Raw genomic sequence first — 16168 nt, 5'->3', positions numbered from 1 at the left:
CCATGGCTGAGCCGCCGGAATTCTGGAGTTTCCTCGTAGCCAATTCACTCCTGTTCATCGCCGGAGGAAGCTTGACCGCGCTCAGCTATCGTGCCTACCTTCGCGTCCAACAATACAGCCTCCGCCTCGCAGCAGGAGGCTTCGCACTCATCACTCTCGGTGGCCTCCTCGACATCATCTATCAGCTCGGTGTTCGGCAGGACTACAATCTTGCCGCCCGTGAATCGCTTGCGCTTCAAACGCTTGATAGCCTGCTTATTACTGCAGGACTTGTCGTTATTTTCTATGCCCTGTCTCGCTACTGATTGTTTACAACCGAAGGCTGTCGGACGCTATGTTCCGGACTTGGGTGAACGTCATCCGTTGGATTAATCAATTGTCGTAGGTGGGGTGCGTTCGATGATCGGTCACATACATTCCGGGCTACCTTTGAACTCGTACTGGTGTGCGTAGGTGGTCAGTGCCGTCAACAACTGTCTTGATTCCCATTTTCGAGGCGTTATAGAGATTCGAAACCCAAAGTTACGATTTATACGAAATCAAGGAGAATACCTGACCCTTTAGGGTCAGGATGAATCCGACACTATTCTACCCATCAACCGGTCGGTGGCACGGCAGGATATTCCACGCCACATCCACCTCGTTTAATACAATAATATTCATAAGTACTTATGAACACAGCCCGATGCTGAAAACAACCCGCACATATCGAGCGAAAATCGTCAACCACCAACAGGTAAGTGACGACCTCGATAACTGCGGGCACTCAGCCTCGAAACTGTGGAACGTCGCCCGCTACCACATCCAACAAGAATGGGATTCTACCGGCGAGATTCCGTCCGAAGCCGACCTCAAGCGCGAATTAAAAGACCACGAACGATACAGTGACCTCCATTCTCAGTCAAGTCAGCGAGTTCTAGAAGAACTTGCTGAGTCGTTCAATGGATGGTTCAAAAAGCGCAAGAACGGTGACACAGACGCGAATCCCCCCGGCTACCGAAAGCGAGGCGACAAGCACCCGCGTTCCACCGTGACGCGGAAGCAGAACGGGATCAAGCACGATTCCAAGCACAACCAACTCCGTCTGAGCAAGGGTTTCAACCTGAAGAACCACCGCTCAGACTTCATCCTCGCAGGGTACGAAACACGACCTGACGTGACCGTGGAGAATATCCAACAGGTTCGAGCCGTGTGGAACGGCGACCGTTGGGAACTTCACCTTGTTTGCAAAGTCGAAATCCCTGTTGAGGACGCACCCGGAGACGACACGGCGGGAATCGACCTCGGTATCAGTAACTACCTCACTATCGCCTACGACGATGGTGACGCCGAGTTGTATCCGGGGAACGTACTGAAACAGGACAAGCACTACTTCACCCGTGACGAGTACGACACCGAAGGTGAGAACGGCCCGTCACGCCGTGCACTCCGTGCCCGGCAGAAACTCTCGCGTCGGAAAGACCACTTCCTGCACGCCCTCGCCAAGCACATCGTTGAGCAGTGCATCGGCCACGAGGTCGGTCGCATCGCCATCGGTGACTTGAGCAAGATTCGAGTGGACGAGAACGGCGAGTCGCGGAATTGGGGCCGGGGCGGGAATAAGAAACTCCACGGGTGGGAGTTTGACCGTTTCACCACGTTGCTCGAATACAAGGCGGAGGAACACGGTATCCTCGTTGACCGAACGAGCGAGAGAGATACAAGCAAGACGTGTTCGTGTTGTGGGCGAAAGCGTGATGCGAATCGTGTAGAACGTGGCTTGTACGTCTGTGAATCGTGTGGTGCGACGATGAATGCAGACGTGAACGGTGCGGTGAACATCCGACGAAAGATAACTCAGAATCCTCCGACGGAGGATATGAGTAACGGTCGTTTGGCACGGCCAGTAGCCTACCTGTTCAATCAAACCTCGGGGCGTTTCGCACCGAGCGAACAGGTGGGTTGTGAATCTTAATATCCCAACGCTCGGGATTCCCGCGTCTTTAGGCGCGAGAGGATGTCAAGAGCATATCCAGTGTGGCTTCAACGATTGTTTCAATCGTCGTCCGCATTAATGAGCTGGTGTCCAAGACGAACCCAGCGAACCCGGTGAGGACAATTGCGACGCGAACGGTTGGTGGCTGCACAGCATTCAATACCGGGAAACCTGCAAGCACACGATATATCCATATGACAACATACGCTATGACGAGAAGAAGAGCAAGAACAACAAGACCCCTCGCGGCATTTCCTCGCCACGTTGTGAGCCGGCCAGACATTTAATTAATCCAGACACCCTCAGTAGTCATCGCGTTTAGTAGTGATGAGAGTCATGACGTGAGACGACAAAATATCCACATCGATTTCTTGGAGTGGGTTGGCCTTGCTACCGGGTCGAAAGCAGAGATGAGTCAAAATTCCTCGTTCATAGTTTTACTCTCGGAAATCTAGGTACCACATAGTGACTGGCATCTTGGTGGCTCCCACAGTTTCGGTATATCTAACTCTCCGTTTCCTTCCTTATCAGCACAATGTGAGGTCCCACGTGGACGATGAACGGAAGAAAACTTGTTACTAGCCTCGTAGTCATAATGCTCTTGGTGGGCGCAACGCCAATGGGCGCCCTTGCGCAGGGAGCGTCAGATCCCCAGCCAGTACTACTGGACCAAGATTCAACCCACATTGCGGACATCACCGTTGACGGACAACAGTACAGCGTCTACGAACACAAGAACGTCTTTTCTTGGGCCAGTGGCATCGACATCTACACGAGTGGTGAGCGTGTCACCTCGGAATCGACTGCTGAAGCGGTCCTGACAGCGCTCGCACAACGACGGGCCGTCCAAGACCTCGGAGCGGAGGACATCAGTCAACTCCGCACGACGTCACAGAACACCAGTACGGCAGCAGCCAACGTATCATCGACGGCCACTGCAATCAACGAGACGCTTGTGTATATGGAGCGGATGAAAACAGTCCGCGAGAACGGGACGACGGTCTATAACGCGTCAGTCGAGGCAGCACCCCAGATCACCGAATTCAATGAAACCGCACGCGAACTGCACCCGCAACTTCGCTCCTTCGAGAACGCTTCGACCGCGTACCGGTCGAATGCGACAGCTCTCATCGACCTGCTCGAACAGCGGGAGAACGGAACTGATGTCGATCCCCAGCGGCTCTACGCCCAGTACGCAGCGACACTCGACGCGAAAAGCGACGTTTCGGATCATCTCGGATTTGACAGTATTGCCGAGCCACTCGGTGAGGTGGCCAGCACCAGTGAGACCATCGCGATGAACGTCTCGTCAGTCCCTGAACGCGGAAACGAGACCGCACAACACTTCTGGCGAGTCCATAACGAGTCGACCGTCGCTGCAAACCAAACCGCCGCATTCGACCTCGACGACTTCGAATTCGACGATGTCCAAGACCGGGCCGAATCACTCGAAGAGGACTGGATGGAAGATTGGGACGAACGGCGAAATCCCTCCACAACAGTCTATCAATCGATAGCTGCTATCGTGGCCATTATTGCTGTAGTGGGAGGATACATCGCCTGGCGTCGCCGCTGACTCGTCACCCTCGCATTCAATTAACAGCTGTATGAATCGAGGCTGACCGGCTTAACCAACTCCAATTGGGTGAGTTCGGACTCGTCGAGTCAACCATCGAAATCCCGCCCCAGATACTCCTCGATATATTCTTTCCAGTACTCTGCACAGAGCCGTTTGAGACACTGCGGCTGTGGGTCTCGACGACATCTCGCCGAACAATTTCTGTGTCTTGTGTCGTAATCGGAAAGGCTGTTCAACAGCGCGAGCACGTTTATATCGTCAGATCACGTTCCATGTTTTCACATTCGAATCCACGGCAGTTGGGTGAATGACTAGACCCGTGCTGAGTGCCTCTAACCCACCAGCATTGGCGTGTCTCAGGGTGCCCGGCCTGATACACGTCAGAAGGTCCCCTCTTTCCCTTTCACTCCGGGTCGGATCGTAATCAATCCTCAACTGAGATATAGTCAACCTCGCAGCAACATCCTGAAGAGCCCGTGAGTACTGAATACTCATAGTAACCGTACATGAATAACAATCACCCACCTCCAACCTCTGCCGATGCTTTCTACCAGACACTTGTCGAAAATGCAGCTGAAGGGATGTTGACGATCGACTCGGACAGCAATATCGTGTATGCCAATCCAGCCGTTGAAGACATCCTCGGCTATGCACCCGCTGAGTTGATTGGGAGTTCGAAAATGAAAATCATCCCAGAGCGCTTGGAACCAGTCCACGTGGCTGCATTAGCCTCGTATGTGGCGACAGGAGAGCGCAATATCGACTGGGATGGGATCGAGCTCCCGGCGTTGCACAAGGACGGACACGAAGTTCCAACGCTTATCAGCCTTCGTGAACACGAACACAATGGGGAACAGTATTTTACTGGCATCATCCGGGATATCACCGAGCAGCGACAGCGAGAATCGCAGCTTCAAGAGCAGAAGGACCGGCTGAATGAGTTCGCCGACATCTTAACACATGATATTCGGAACCCACTCTCTATCGCGTACGGGTATACTGAGATCGCCCATGAACAGTCCGAGAGTCCTGAATTGGAGCGGGCCTTAGCATCACTCGCTCGAATTGATGATCTCGTCAGCGACATTCTTGCCCTCTCAAAAAGAGGCGAAGTCGTTGGTGAGACCGAGCTGGTTGATATCCGTGAGTGTCTCCATGCGTCGTGGAGTAGTGTTGAGACCCAGCAAGCGGCGCTCCAACTAGACGATGATCTCGGAGTGATCGCCGCGGATAAGAGTCGTTTTCAGGAACTACTAGAGAACTTGTTCCGCAATGCCGTTGAACATGCTGGTACTGGGGCGACTGTGACTGTTGGAAGCCTCCCTGACGATACGGGACTCTATATTGAAGATGACGGACCCGGAATCGCTGAACCGACTCGGTCAGAGATATTTAACCACGGATATTCGACAACTGCTGACGGAACTGGCTATGGGCTCTCGATCGTCTCTCAAATTGTCGAGGGCCATGGGTGGGATATTGCCGTTACAACGGGTTCTGAAGGTGGCGCACGATTTGAGATCACGTGGTGAGAGTTGGACGACGCCTGCTGAGTTAGTTTTTCGAGAGCATCTCTGACGGCCTCGTACTGCTGCGATGTTCGAAGCAAGGAAGAAGCTCGATTCTCACATCGTTCACATTCTTGGGTACAGAAGACTACTCACGCTCTTCGATGACGATCTTCCGGGCCTCAGCTACGATACCTTGAGTCTCCGCAAATGCCTCTGCGTCTAAAGCGATAGCTGCGCCGACCCCATCTCGGAGGACGAAGTTCATCTCGATGACGTTCTCGAAGCACTGGACCAAGCACGTCAATTCGCCGTGGTCCTCTGCAAACGTGTCCTTGTAGACCGGTGCAGTCAACGAATCCAGTCGTGACTCGTCAACCGCTTTTTTAATGTTGTCTTCTGTGTATCGGTCAGCCACGTCATCTCGCAAGTAAACGACGTCGTGACTGTCTTGGTTGTACTTCACGATGCTCCGAAGATTGCCGTTTGTCCTTTCCTCGAAATATTCTTCGAGCCGAGACGCCATCTTGGTAGCCATTGTCATTATATTGTCTGTGATGAATCATATAACTACGGTCAAATCCACCTCAATTCGCCCATTTAGCGGAATCAATGGCTGGGTTGCTAGTTGTCTGAGCCACTATAAGGTGTGACAGTTGCGTGACCGACTTGCGTTCTCTATTCAGTACGCACACCAAAACCTATCACCGACTGAGGGTTTCAACAGAGCCTGAAGTATCCATGTTTGAGTTTTATCTGGCAGGGAGGCGAGGGACCACATCCTCTGCGATCTCGATAGCAAGCTAGTAGTAGAAATTAGCAACCTCGGGTGTTTGTGAGGTGAGTTGTGTCGGTACGTTTGGGGGCGACTGCTCGGGTTGTGCGCGCTCCGGCTGGCAGACCGTTCCTGCCGGGCCCGGGCATTTCGCGCTGCCGTTGCGTCTGCGACGGACGGGGCACGGTCGCGGGGCCGGGTCGGGCCGCGTGCAGCGACCCGATACCGGCCAGCCCCGAGGGCGGGCCTGCGAGCCCTCGGCCCGCGACCGGGCCGTGACCGAGACCGGGCTGGCTGCATCTTCACCAGCCGTTGCGTCGGCGCTCCCTCGCTGCGGTCGCGCCGCCGGCCGGCTGGCTCAGACGTGGCCGCTTGCGCGGTCCGGGCAGGCTGCTCGCCGTTCGGGCGATAGCCCTCACTCCTCGTTCACCCGGGCTGCGGTGGCTATTGGGGGCTCGCCGTGCTCACCCCCAATATGCCACGGTCCGGGGCTCACTCAGGGCTGGCTGTGCGGCCTGCCGGGCGTGCGCTCAAACTCGGCCGCGACGAGCTGTGGGTCCGCGGGCGTCCAGCCCGCACCGGGCTGCCGCACGAGGCGTTTCCGTTGCGTCTGCGACGGACGGGACAGGCTCGTGCGGGTCCGGGCGCGGTACTGTTCCGGCGGGTCCTCGCTCTCTGCGCCCTCGCTGTGGCCGTATGCGACGCCGTTCACCACCGTATACCCCCCGGCCGTGCCGCCTCGGCGCCGCGACCGTTTCCGTTGCGTCTGCGACGGACGGACTCAGCGCGGCGCCGACCCGCGGTGACCGGCTGGGTATATGGCGGTGACCGCGCGCTCACCTCGAGGTTCACCCCCCGCACTCGTCTGTGGGGGTGCCGTCGGTGCCGCGCCGCGCCGGACAGGGTCCGGCGTGAAGGCGCGGCGCGGGCACCTCGGAGACGGCGTCATCGGTCGACGTCGGAGCCGTGGCTCAACTGTTGGTTCGTGAGAATCCCGCGAGTAGGGTCGCGGGTGTCGGCGCGTCAGCGCCTTCAGGAACTACAATGTCTAGTAACAACTCCAGTCGAAAGGTAGTTTCGGTGGCTGAACAGGCGTTCGAACACGCGGACGAGACGGCGGTCGACGAAGACGGGTTTGAGGTCGTCGACGAGACGCCACAGTTCCAGGCGACGGTGCAACAGGAGATCCAAGCAAAGGTGGATGCGAACCACCCAGATGGGATCGCAGACACGAGCGACGAGCGGATTGACGGGGTGACGTTGGCCCAAGAAGAACGCATTCGAGCGCGGGAAGCGGAACTCGAACGGATTAGTGCCCGTGCGGAACTGGGCTCGCAAGAGGGTCGTGAGGCGCGGTCGCGGGTGAGTGCGGCCGAGCGGAGCGCTGCGCGACGGCGGCAGTTCCAGAAGCGGGCGGCGAGTGTGAATCCGATAGCTGACCCTGACCGGGCGGATCCCCGGACGGAGCTGACCCAAGCACAGTTGGGCGCGGTGAACTCTCAGGCAACACGGTTGGCGGAGAAGCTGGATGGCTGGTCGCGAGCGGCGATCAGTCGGCGGCTGAGCGAGGCAGTGTTGGGTGGCAAGGACATGATGTCGGCAACTGTGAGCGTGTTCGAGGAACTCGAAGGCGCACCGGGGACGATGGTGCCGATCGGGAACCTGGAGGGCGTGTCGCGACGCGAAGTGTGCATTGAAGGGACGCTGACGACGGTGTGGGAGTCGGAGTCACCGGCGATTCAGCAAGCGGGGCTCCTCGAAGACGAAACTGGGCAGGTGAAGCTGACGAGTTGGAAGGCTTCGGACGTGCCGTGGATTCGTGAGGGCGAACGCGTGCGGATTCACGGGGCGGCGCGGAACTGGTACGATGGGCGCGTCTCGGTGGCGCTGACGGGGTGGACGACCGTACATTTCCCCGAACGCGACGTTTGGTGGGACGCCTAACAGCGTGAGGCAACTCTCTTTTTTGTTGGTGGCCGGGCCGACCCAGACCCCACCACCCCACCCTCCGCTCCGTGCTCGCTTTGCTGCGCGCGCAGCCACGACCGTGCCCTTACTAACCTTTGCCACCTTGGCATCCACTTAGAATGGCGTATCTGGTCGATTTCAGCGGTACAGCACTTGTATGGGGATGATAGATAGTACGTCAGCAGGGACCAAGTCGGTGTTAGCGCCAGATCCGCGAAACAGGGTTGGGAAAGCCGTCAGTTTGCTCAACTCCATGAAGCACACTTAAGAACGCGAATGTTAAGAAGAAATGTGGGTAACCGGGTGGTGCTTCGTCACCGCCCCCAAGTGCGTATACTGTTATCGCAATGCAACCCACAGCGATGATCCAGGACTTCCATTGATGTGCAAATGAAAGCGCGATAGTAGTGTAGCGGATTTCATTCGCGTCCGTGTCTGAGGGGGTCGGTGAGTCCATGTCGTCTGCACCAGGCCTATCGTGGGTCCTTTGACGTATAATACCCATCGCAGCGTTACAATCTGCGAAATTCGGGATCATACCTTTGGCTTCACAGAGATGCAAGGAGGAAGCCCACGGCTTCAGCCGTGGGAGGAATCCGACTCTCAGATAGGCCGACAATGTTCGAAAGCGTTCTCTCTGATGGGTCTAAATTACTTTGAGACGACTGTTTGCGCCTGCAGGGCATTCCGTTTTACACTTTGAATGCCACGTTTTGCACCTTGCTTTGACGCGTACCCCTCCCCTGAGTCGGCGATGATATTGCCATTTGGGACGGTAAGGCGCCAGCGCCATTCTCCGGCCGTATCTTGATACAGTTCAAACCGTGGAGTACGTGCCATAGCTGTGTCTTGCTTGGTCCACAGTTAGCTTGTGTGCACCAGTTACGGAAGTTGAAATCCAGTAGAAAGCCTATATGATTGAGCAGCTATTGCAGCAACTACAGAGTCGATTGAATGAGTGATATAGTATTCTTCCGATGAATGTCCTGAGCGAGAGCTTTGTCAAAGGCTCAGCAATAGTCGTACCACTCATGGTTCTCGTTGGTCTCCTTTGGTGGGTCTATTCCGCATTGAACGCGTTATTCGCAATTGAATCGATTGAGTCGCCCGTTTTACGAAGTCTCGTTACAGTAGTATTGCCTCCACTTATCATACTTTCAATCGGGTCGATTATGCGAACACAGATTGGGAGGATAGTAGATCAAACTATTCATAATTGGATTAATCGCCTTCCTGTTGTCCGTGTGATCTATAACGCGGTGAAAACAACACTTGACGTACTACTAAGCCACTCAAATCGATCTCCACGAGTCGTGAGAATTACTGCGTGGAACGGTTCTCGGATGCTGGCGTTTGATACTGGGAATCGAACTGCTGATGGCCGTGTCGTCGTGTTCATCCCTGGGTCGCCAGAGGTCACTTCCGGATTCGTTGCAGAAATCCCCCCAGAGTCCCTGCTCGAGTGCGATCAGACAGTACTAACTGCATTAGTTCGCCTCCTCAGCGGTGGCTTTGCTGAACCTGACTCTGTATAAGCCACGCTTCTCTTCGTGGAACTACTCGATAAGCCGATATCGCTTCATAAATCATGTATTCAGCGTTGTAGAGCTGATTTCACCGCTTCACCGCAATCTCCAAGAAAACGAACGTACAGGCCCCAATACCGCTGATCTCTACGGGTGATGCGTTATCTTGTGGTTTTTGTTCGGGTATTGCATGGATACAGACATGACGTCTATCACCAGTAGAGAAGACGATTGTGCACGTGATCAAGATCTGCTCACCAGTCGAACGAAACCATGATCGGACGTCTTCGCCACCCGCTCGTCGCTGTTGCCGCGGCACTCCTATTGACACTCCCATTCATCGCGTTGTTCGTCACGCACGGCTATCACCTCGACCCAGTGTCGACTCCAACAAACCCACATACGAACATTTCTCCTACTGTCGCCGTCCTTGCTGGTGGTCTCGCAATCCTCGGTGCGGCGTTCCTGCTTGCGTGGGGTGCCGAAACCGCCGAAAAAGACGTTCCCACTGCGTTCGCTATCGCAGTTCTCGCAGTTCTCGCCGTCGCACCCGAGTACGCTGTCGACGCACTGTACGCATGGAACGCTGGTGTATTCGAGGGGACCGCACGCGGAATGGAGGCAGCCAATCTCGCCATCGCGAATATGACTGGGGCGAACCGAATTCTCATCGGCCTCGGATGGTCTGGCATCGCCCTGTTCACGATCTACCGGGCGAAACGCACCGGCGACTCAGCAGTCATCCAACGCACTGGCTTCCTCACGGACGCCGTAGCGATCGACCGTGACATCTCTCTCGAGATCACATTTCTGCTCGCAGCCACAGCGTACGCCTTTTTCATTCCGCTGGGCAACGGGATCGGAATCGTCGATACGATCGTCTTGGTCGGACTCTTCGCTCTATACATCCTCATCATCATCCGCGGTGATATCGAGGAGACGGACGCACATATTGGGGTTCCTGCGTATTTCCAGGCCTACTCAAAGGGGCCCCGAGTCGCAGTGGTCCTCTTTTTGTTCGCGTTTTCTGGAGTGGTCATCTTCGAGGCTGTCCACCCATTCGCGTTGGGTCTCGAAGAACTCGGCACTGCCCTCGGCGTTCCACCGTTCTTCATGATTCAGTGGCTTGCACCGCTGGCGAGTGAGAGCCCCGAACTCATCGTCGTTGCCTATCTCGTAAACAAGGCACGCTCGACCGCCGGGTTTAACGCACTCATCTCGTCGAAACTCAATCAGTGGACACTGCTTATCGGAACCCTTGCGATCGTGTATTCTATCGCCGCCGGTCAGATTGGGACGCTTTCGTTCGATCAAAAGCAAGCTGCCGAGATCTGGATTACTGCTGCTCAGAGCCTCTTTGCGCTCGCTATTCTGCTGAATTTCGAGATCAGCATTCGTGAGGCAGTGACACTGCTTGTCCTGTTTGTCTCACAGGTCGTTGCTGAGTTCTATGTCATCCAAACGTATGCCGAGCCTGCCGCTGCAGACATTGGTCTTCTTATTTTGTACGGCTACACTGGTGTCTATACCTTCTTTGGGATCGGGTTGTTTCTCATGCGTACGGGTAGTGTTCGTGAACTCATTGCGTACACTGTCTCTGATATTCGCACAGCCATCAGCCGTGATGCTACGCAACCAGACAGGGCTGATTGAACAGGAAATATCGATGATGTGAGTACTATCTCAAGAACATGGTACACGTGAATTCGGGTGTGTCTTGACATCCTCCCCGGCGTTCACGGATGGGATTCCCACGGCACCGCACCGCTGGGTTGTAGAGCAAAATTGAGTATAGGACGCGAATCGGTCATTAATTCAGCACTCAATATGGAAGAATAAATAGCTACGTACAGGCGCACTATTGGCCGATTTGATGGCGAATGCTGGGAAGGATGATTCCAGCGAGACCGATAACGAGGCCGAAAACCATAATCCAGTACCCGTTCAATCCCGACATTCCCGACTTTAACCAGAGAAACCCTCCAAAAACCATTACGTTGATACTGAACAGAAGGAGCGCTTTTTCGTCCATACTCCTCTCAAAACGGAGTACTGTCATAACTATTGTCTCGTTCCATCACCGATTGGTGTTTGTTCTTCATCGTTCGATTGTCCGGGTTGATTTTCATCGTGAGTATTCGCCTACTGCCTTGAGCAGTTAGAACGGAAGTCCACACTGGAATGTCGCGCTCTTCAGGGCGTGGTAGCTGACGCGAGTTGTACTTTGACTGATGCTGGAAGCACAATGTTTGGTGTGTCAGAATTCGTAGCAGGCGATTTCGACCGAACCACAGTTCGGACATTTCTCTTGCTCTGGGAAGACACACGTCCCACAGTCTCGACACTCGTACAGGGTACTCTCATCGCTTCTTCTTGTTCGCCGAAGCAGCTCAAGTAATCCCATCCGTGCTAATGCTGGCACCCCAAAACACATTAACGTTTCTTAGAACACTACCCACGATATAAATGGCTCAATCGCTTGGTGTAGTCGCTTGTGGATTTGTTCCGCATTTTCGCAATGTCACTGGCCAGTGAACGCGGTCAATGTCTCTTCAGTAACCCCGGATCGGGAATGAATAGTCACGAAATCGCTCTCCTTGATTAGGGTTTGGCCAGTTGGCGTAATGGTTCCTTCATCACGATTGATTCGTACGACCAGCACATCCGAAGGAATGAGTCCTACTTCGTTCGCTTCTTGAAGCGTTTTCCCAGCGATCGGTGCATCTTCTCTAACAAGAATTTCCACGACATCTGCATCCCCAGCCAGTCCCGCAACGCCTGTGACGGGGGAAGCTAGTTTTTCATCTCGAGGACCGAATGGGGCATATGGGCGGAAATATTCTCGGTGGACTAGGTCTTCGTCGTCAATTTCAATACCGAGGGACGTAATCCCCTGTGCGATTCGGGTGAGATCATCGGTATCTGTCCCAACGACTGTAATCCGGAGATCACCTTTGCCGGACATGATCTCTCGAACATTAATTACGCCCGGCAAGTCGAGGACTCGCTGGGCCATCTCTTCGCGATCCCGGGAACCCGTACTGCAGACGTAATGGTTTGTGAGTCGTCCGCTGACTTTTTGGTAATCAATATCAGCATGATAGCCTCTGATTACACCTGCCTCTTCGAGTCGGCGGATCCGGTTCCGCACGGTCGGTGCCGAGACGTCAACTTTCTCTGCGATATCGGGTGCGGACGTGTGACGGGCTTCCTGTGACAAATAATAGAGGATCCGTTCGTCAATCGTATCGATTTGAAGAGCCATATTTATACCTCAAATTTGGTAGCAAACTCACTTTTAACTTATTGTTAGGTATTCGTTTGAATTCTATGACTCAACTAATACTCGAATACGGGTTGAATAACTGAAAACCCCCTCAGCAAGCAGCAAACACGCTGACCATAGGATCGAACGAACAGAAAATAGTATGCGGTCAAAATAAGGAATCGTTGAAAAATGCGGCAGATATTTATCTTTCCGCAATGTCGCTCAAATATGAACTCGGTACCCACACACCTCACGTTGGCATTGGGAGACGCGATTCGAACGAGGGACTTCAGAATTAATCGGCTGTCTGAACCAGAAGAGTACCATATTGCTGTAAGCAGGTGGTGAGATAATGGTGGACTCAAGTGAGGGATCAGCACCACCCGATAACCTCTCCGATACGCTCATCCAGCGAATTGATGCGCTGGGCCTCCCCGAATTGAAATCCGTGCTTTCGTATGTTGAGCGCCGTATCGAAGCGCTTCGAACCCCAATCGAGGAGGAAATTGAGGCGACTGCTGCTGGAGAGGTCCTCAAAATAGAAGACCACGGCGCGTACGCACTCGTACGAAAGCACCCCCCTAATCCAGAAGGCCCCGGTGTGAATACGGATCGTGTGTCGCTCTATCATGTCCGCCGGGAGCATCGGATGGACGGGACAGAGTCCCTGCACTGGGCGTATCTTGGAGACGTTCATAACGCCCAGCAAATTCGGTGTGGATCTTGTGGAGGAATCCTCGACAAGGAAGCATCCGTCTGCCCTCACTGTGGTGCTGAGAACCCGAAGTACACCGAGACGGAGGAATAAGCCATGTCCGAAAAAATCACAAAACATCTCGTTGTCCCGGTTGCAAATGAAGAGGACGCACGTGAAACCGCGCGAATACTCGACACCTATGAATATGGACAGGTTACTGTCGTTCATATTATCGAGAAGGGAGAGGGAGTACCCGACAAGTTACCTCTCGAACAAGCAGAACAACGAGCGTCGAATGCGTTTGGTGCGTTTCGTGGATTCATTCCAGAGATAGACACGGAAACTGCATACAGTAGAAACGTCGTTACTGCGATTATCGACGTTGCGGCCGATGTAAATGCGAGTGCTATCGCATTCCGCCCCCGGGGAGGAAATCGGCTTGTTCAATTCTTATCAGGTGATACAGCACTCAAGCTGATCACGGACGCAGACCGTCCGGTCATCGCACTCCCGGAAGAGACCAAAAACGAATGATCGTCGACTTGATTCAAAACGGCACACACGGACCGATACAAGACGGAGGGTTATCATATGAGTGAGACTGAGCAAGAACTCGCCCGTGACCTCGGCTTCCTAGAGGCCTACACCATCGGTCTGGGGACGATGATCGGAGCAGGGATTTTCGTCCTTCCGAGTATCGCTGCTCAGCAGGCCGGCCCCGCCAGTATGATTTCGTTCTTTGCAGGGGGTCTAGTTTCGTTGTTAGCGGCTCTTTCTCTCTCGGAGTTGGCGACCGGTATGCCGAAAGCCGGCGGAAGTTACTACTACGTCAATCGCGCACTTGGGCCGTTCTTCGGGAGCATCGTCGGTTGGGGAATGTGGGCTGGGTTAACGTTCGCCTCTGCCTTCTACATGATCGGCTTCGGCCAGTACCTACTTCCGGGACTGGGGCAGTACGTTGGCTTCCTCGCCGGCTGGGGCCAAGTCGGCATTACCATCGCTGCGCTTGTGATGGCTGCGCTCTTGACCGGCGTCAACTACTATGGTGTCAAGGAAACGGGCGCACTCCAGAACGTCATCGTCCTTTCACTTGTTGGACTCATCCTTGCGTTCCTCGGGTTAGGTCTATTCAGTGGTCCGACTATTGGAGAATTCAACCCCAACGGGTGGCCAGCCGTTGCAGCAACAATCGGGACCGTCTACGTCTCGTTCATCGGCTTCGAGGTTATTGCAACCAGTGCTGAAGAGATCAAGAACCCGAGTCGCAATCTCCCACTCGCGATGATTGCGGCTGTCGTGACGCCGACGCTGATGTATGTCGGTGTGATGTTCGTCTCAACCGGAACGCTCTCTATCGAAGCACTGTCAGCCTCCCAGATTCCGGTTGCCGACGTCGCTACCGAGTTTATGGGGACGATCGGAGCACTGGTGATGATTATCGGTGCCGTCCTTGCGACAGTATCGAGTGCAAACGCCAGTATCCTTTCGGCGGCACGAGTCAACTTCGCGATGGGGCGTGACCGAATTCTCGTCAACTGGCTCAACGAAGTTCACAGCCGGTTCCGGACGCCGTACCGTGCGATTACAGTCACGGGTGTTATCACGCTCGTACTGATTGCTGTTGGCGTTGGAATTGGAACGCTCGCTGAGGTGGCGAGCTTCATGTATCTCGTGACGTACGCCCTCGTTCACGTTGCTGTCGTCGTGTTACGCCGCGCGAACCCTGAGGCGTACGACCCATCTTTCAAAATCCCGAGCCTCCTGTACCCCATCGTGCCCATCTTGGGATTCGTGGCATGCCTCGTGATTCTCGTCCAGATGAGTCTCATCGTCCAGGCTATCGGGTCTGTCATCGTCGTTTTCGGTGTGATTTGGTACCTCTTCTACGCACGTGACCGGGCGCTCAGTGAGAGCCTCGTCGGCGAAGCGATTGCACCCGAACCGGCTCCGGTGGCGAATGGTGAAGGACGGTATCGTGTCGTCGTCCCGGTTGCGAACCCGGAGACAGAACGGGACCTTCTCCGGATGGCTGCGGCAAGCGCGCATGCCCACGAAAGCGATCACGCTGAGGTAATCGCCGTAAACGTCATTGAAGTCCCGCGCCAAACTTCCCTTTCCCAGGATCTCACCTTCGAGGAAGAGCGAGTTGAACGGCAACGAGAACTGCTTGATTCTGCTCGTGATATTGCGACTGAGCTCGACATCGGGCTCCGAACTAGGGCGATTGTCGGTCGTAACGCGGGATCTGTTATACTTGACGTGATCGAAGAGGAAAGCGCAGACCACGTCCTGCTTGGCTGGCAAGGTACCCGGAGCCGACGCGAACACGTCCTCGGGTCGACGATCGACCCCGTTATCGGACGTGCCCCGTGTGATGCAACGCTCGTGAAGCTCGGGCTGGAAGACGGACGCGGAGAAGGAGACATCATGGTGCTTGCTGGTGAGGGCCCACACGCGCCGGTTGCAGCCCAACGTGCTGCTGAATTTGTTGCCGCAGCTGACGAGGCCTCGTTGACGCTCCTCAACGTGCAGTCCCCAGAGAGCGATAGTGACGAAGATCTCTCGCCAACCGAACGTGGTGAAGCGGTGATCGCCGACTTAGCTGAACGTGCTGGAATCGAGTACATGGCGTACGAGTCCAAGGTGATGGTAGCTGAGGACACTAAACAAGCCATCATTGAGGCTGCTCAGGAGTACGACACCGTCTGTGTCGGTGCCACACGAGCGGGGACGATTTCGCAAGCAGTATTCGGCTCACTCCCCGAGAAAATCGGTGCAGAACTAGCTCAAACAGTCGTAATGGCGCGCGGAAAAGAGAAATCTCCGATGTCAGTTCGAGAAGCCCTTCTGCGGAGGCTGGAGGTCTAACAAC

15 protein-coding genes are annotated in these 16168 nt (G+C 54.8%); 10 read left to right on the top strand and 5 right to left on the bottom strand.

Annotation, left to right across the window (positions count from 1 at the left end):
• The first annotated feature begins 2 nt into the window (after positions 1-2).
• The 4 genes from IEV64_RS18225 (at position 3) to IEV64_RS18210 (ending at position 5086) form a co-directional block, all read left to right on the top strand.
• Complete coding sequence (locus IEV64_RS18225) at positions 3-305, top strand: DUF7521 family protein (protein ID WP_042664924.1); 303 nt, start codon at positions 3-5, stop codon at positions 303-305.
• Between the two features lie 380 nt (positions 306-685).
• Positions 686-1954: an RNA-guided endonuclease InsQ/TnpB family protein gene (locus tag IEV64_RS18220; RefSeq protein ID WP_188424868.1), complete on the top strand. Its 1269-nt coding sequence runs from the start codon at positions 686-688 to the stop codon at positions 1952-1954.
• A gap of 577 nt (positions 1955-2531) precedes the next feature.
• Positions 2532-3551: a hypothetical protein gene (locus IEV64_RS18215; RefSeq protein ID WP_229722735.1), complete on the top strand. Its 1020-nt coding sequence runs from the start codon at positions 2532-2534 to the stop codon at positions 3549-3551.
• A gap of 509 nt (positions 3552-4060) precedes the next feature.
• Positions 4061-5086 (top strand): two-component system sensor histidine kinase NtrB, encoded by a 1026-nt coding sequence (locus IEV64_RS18210; protein WP_082256433.1) that lies wholly within the window; start codon positions 4061-4063, stop codon positions 5084-5086.
• A 124-nt stretch (positions 5087-5210) separates the two neighbouring features.
• Here IEV64_RS18210 and IEV64_RS18205 read toward each other — a convergent pair whose 3' ends face one another.
• Positions 5211-5600 (bottom strand): DUF7522 family protein, encoded by a 390-nt coding sequence (locus IEV64_RS18205; protein ID WP_188424866.1) that lies wholly within the window; start codon positions 5598-5600, stop codon positions 5211-5213.
• A 1281-nt stretch (positions 5601-6881) separates the two neighbouring features.
• On the opposite strand from IEV64_RS18205, the gene IEV64_RS18200 reads away from it, so the two are divergent.
• The gene (locus IEV64_RS18200; protein ID WP_188424864.1) at positions 6882-7781 is read left to right on the top strand and encodes an SOSS complex subunit B family protein; all 900 of its coding nucleotides are present in this window, start codon (positions 6882-6884) and stop codon (positions 7779-7781) included.
• A gap of 675 nt (positions 7782-8456) precedes the next feature.
• Here the strand turns inward: IEV64_RS18200 and IEV64_RS18195 are convergent.
• Positions 8457-8645, bottom strand: a complete 189-nt coding sequence (locus tag IEV64_RS18195) for an HVO_2922 family protein (protein ID WP_188424862.1) — start codon at positions 8643-8645, stop codon at positions 8457-8459.
• A gap of 137 nt (positions 8646-8782) precedes the next feature.
• Here IEV64_RS18195 and IEV64_RS20145 point away from each other — a divergent pair, with 137 nt between their 5' ends.
• A complete protein-coding gene (locus IEV64_RS20145; protein WP_188424859.1) occupies positions 8783-9340 on the top strand; it encodes a DUF502 domain-containing protein in 558 nt (185 codons plus the stop codon).
• 264 nt (positions 9341-9604) lie between these two features.
• Positions 9605-10984, top strand: coding sequence for a sodium:calcium antiporter (locus tag IEV64_RS18185; RefSeq protein WP_188424858.1), 1380 nt, complete (start codon positions 9605-9607; stop codon positions 10982-10984).
• A 205-nt stretch (positions 10985-11189) separates the two neighbouring features.
• On the opposite strand, the gene IEV64_RS18180 is transcribed toward IEV64_RS18185, so the two are convergent.
• From IEV64_RS18180 to IEV64_RS18170, 3 genes are all read right to left on the bottom strand, one after another.
• Positions 11190-11363 carry a hypothetical protein gene (locus tag IEV64_RS18180; RefSeq protein ID WP_188424857.1) on the bottom strand — a complete coding sequence of 58 codons (174 nt, stop codon included), beginning with the start codon at positions 11361-11363 and terminating at the stop codon, positions 11190-11192.
• A gap of 225 nt (positions 11364-11588) precedes the next feature.
• Positions 11589-11735, bottom strand: a complete 147-nt coding sequence (locus tag IEV64_RS18175) for a zinc ribbon domain-containing protein (RefSeq protein ID WP_007273874.1) — start codon at positions 11733-11735, stop codon at positions 11589-11591.
• A 117-nt stretch (positions 11736-11852) separates the two neighbouring features.
• Positions 11853-12596, bottom strand: coding sequence for an Lrp/AsnC family transcriptional regulator (locus tag IEV64_RS18170; protein ID WP_042662358.1), 744 nt, complete (start codon positions 12594-12596; stop codon positions 11853-11855).
• Between the two features lie 355 nt (positions 12597-12951).
• On the opposite strand from IEV64_RS18170, the gene IEV64_RS18165 reads away from it, so the two are divergent.
• From IEV64_RS18165 to IEV64_RS18155, 3 genes are read left to right on the top strand one after another with little or no spacing between them, the layout of a single operon-like run.
• Positions 12952-13407, top strand: coding sequence for a zinc ribbon domain-containing protein (locus IEV64_RS18165; protein WP_229722734.1), 456 nt, complete (start codon positions 12952-12954; stop codon positions 13405-13407).
• A 3-nt stretch (positions 13408-13410) separates the two neighbouring features.
• A complete protein-coding gene (locus IEV64_RS18160; protein WP_188424856.1) occupies positions 13411-13830 on the top strand; it encodes a universal stress protein in 420 nt (139 codons plus the stop codon).
• A 57-nt stretch (positions 13831-13887) separates the two neighbouring features.
• Complete coding sequence (locus IEV64_RS18155) at positions 13888-16164, top strand: amino acid permease (protein WP_188424855.1); 2277 nt, start codon at positions 13888-13890, stop codon at positions 16162-16164.
• Positions 16165-16168: the final 4 nt, after the last annotated feature.

The organism is Haloferax sulfurifontis (genome assembly GCF_014635105.1).
GTDB classification, from domain to species: domain Archaea; phylum Halobacteriota; class Halobacteria; order Halobacteriales; family Haloferacaceae; genus Haloferax; species Haloferax denitrificans.
The sequence above is the reverse complement of the archived record's forward strand: the minus strand, read 5'-3'. Positions and strand labels throughout refer to the sequence as shown.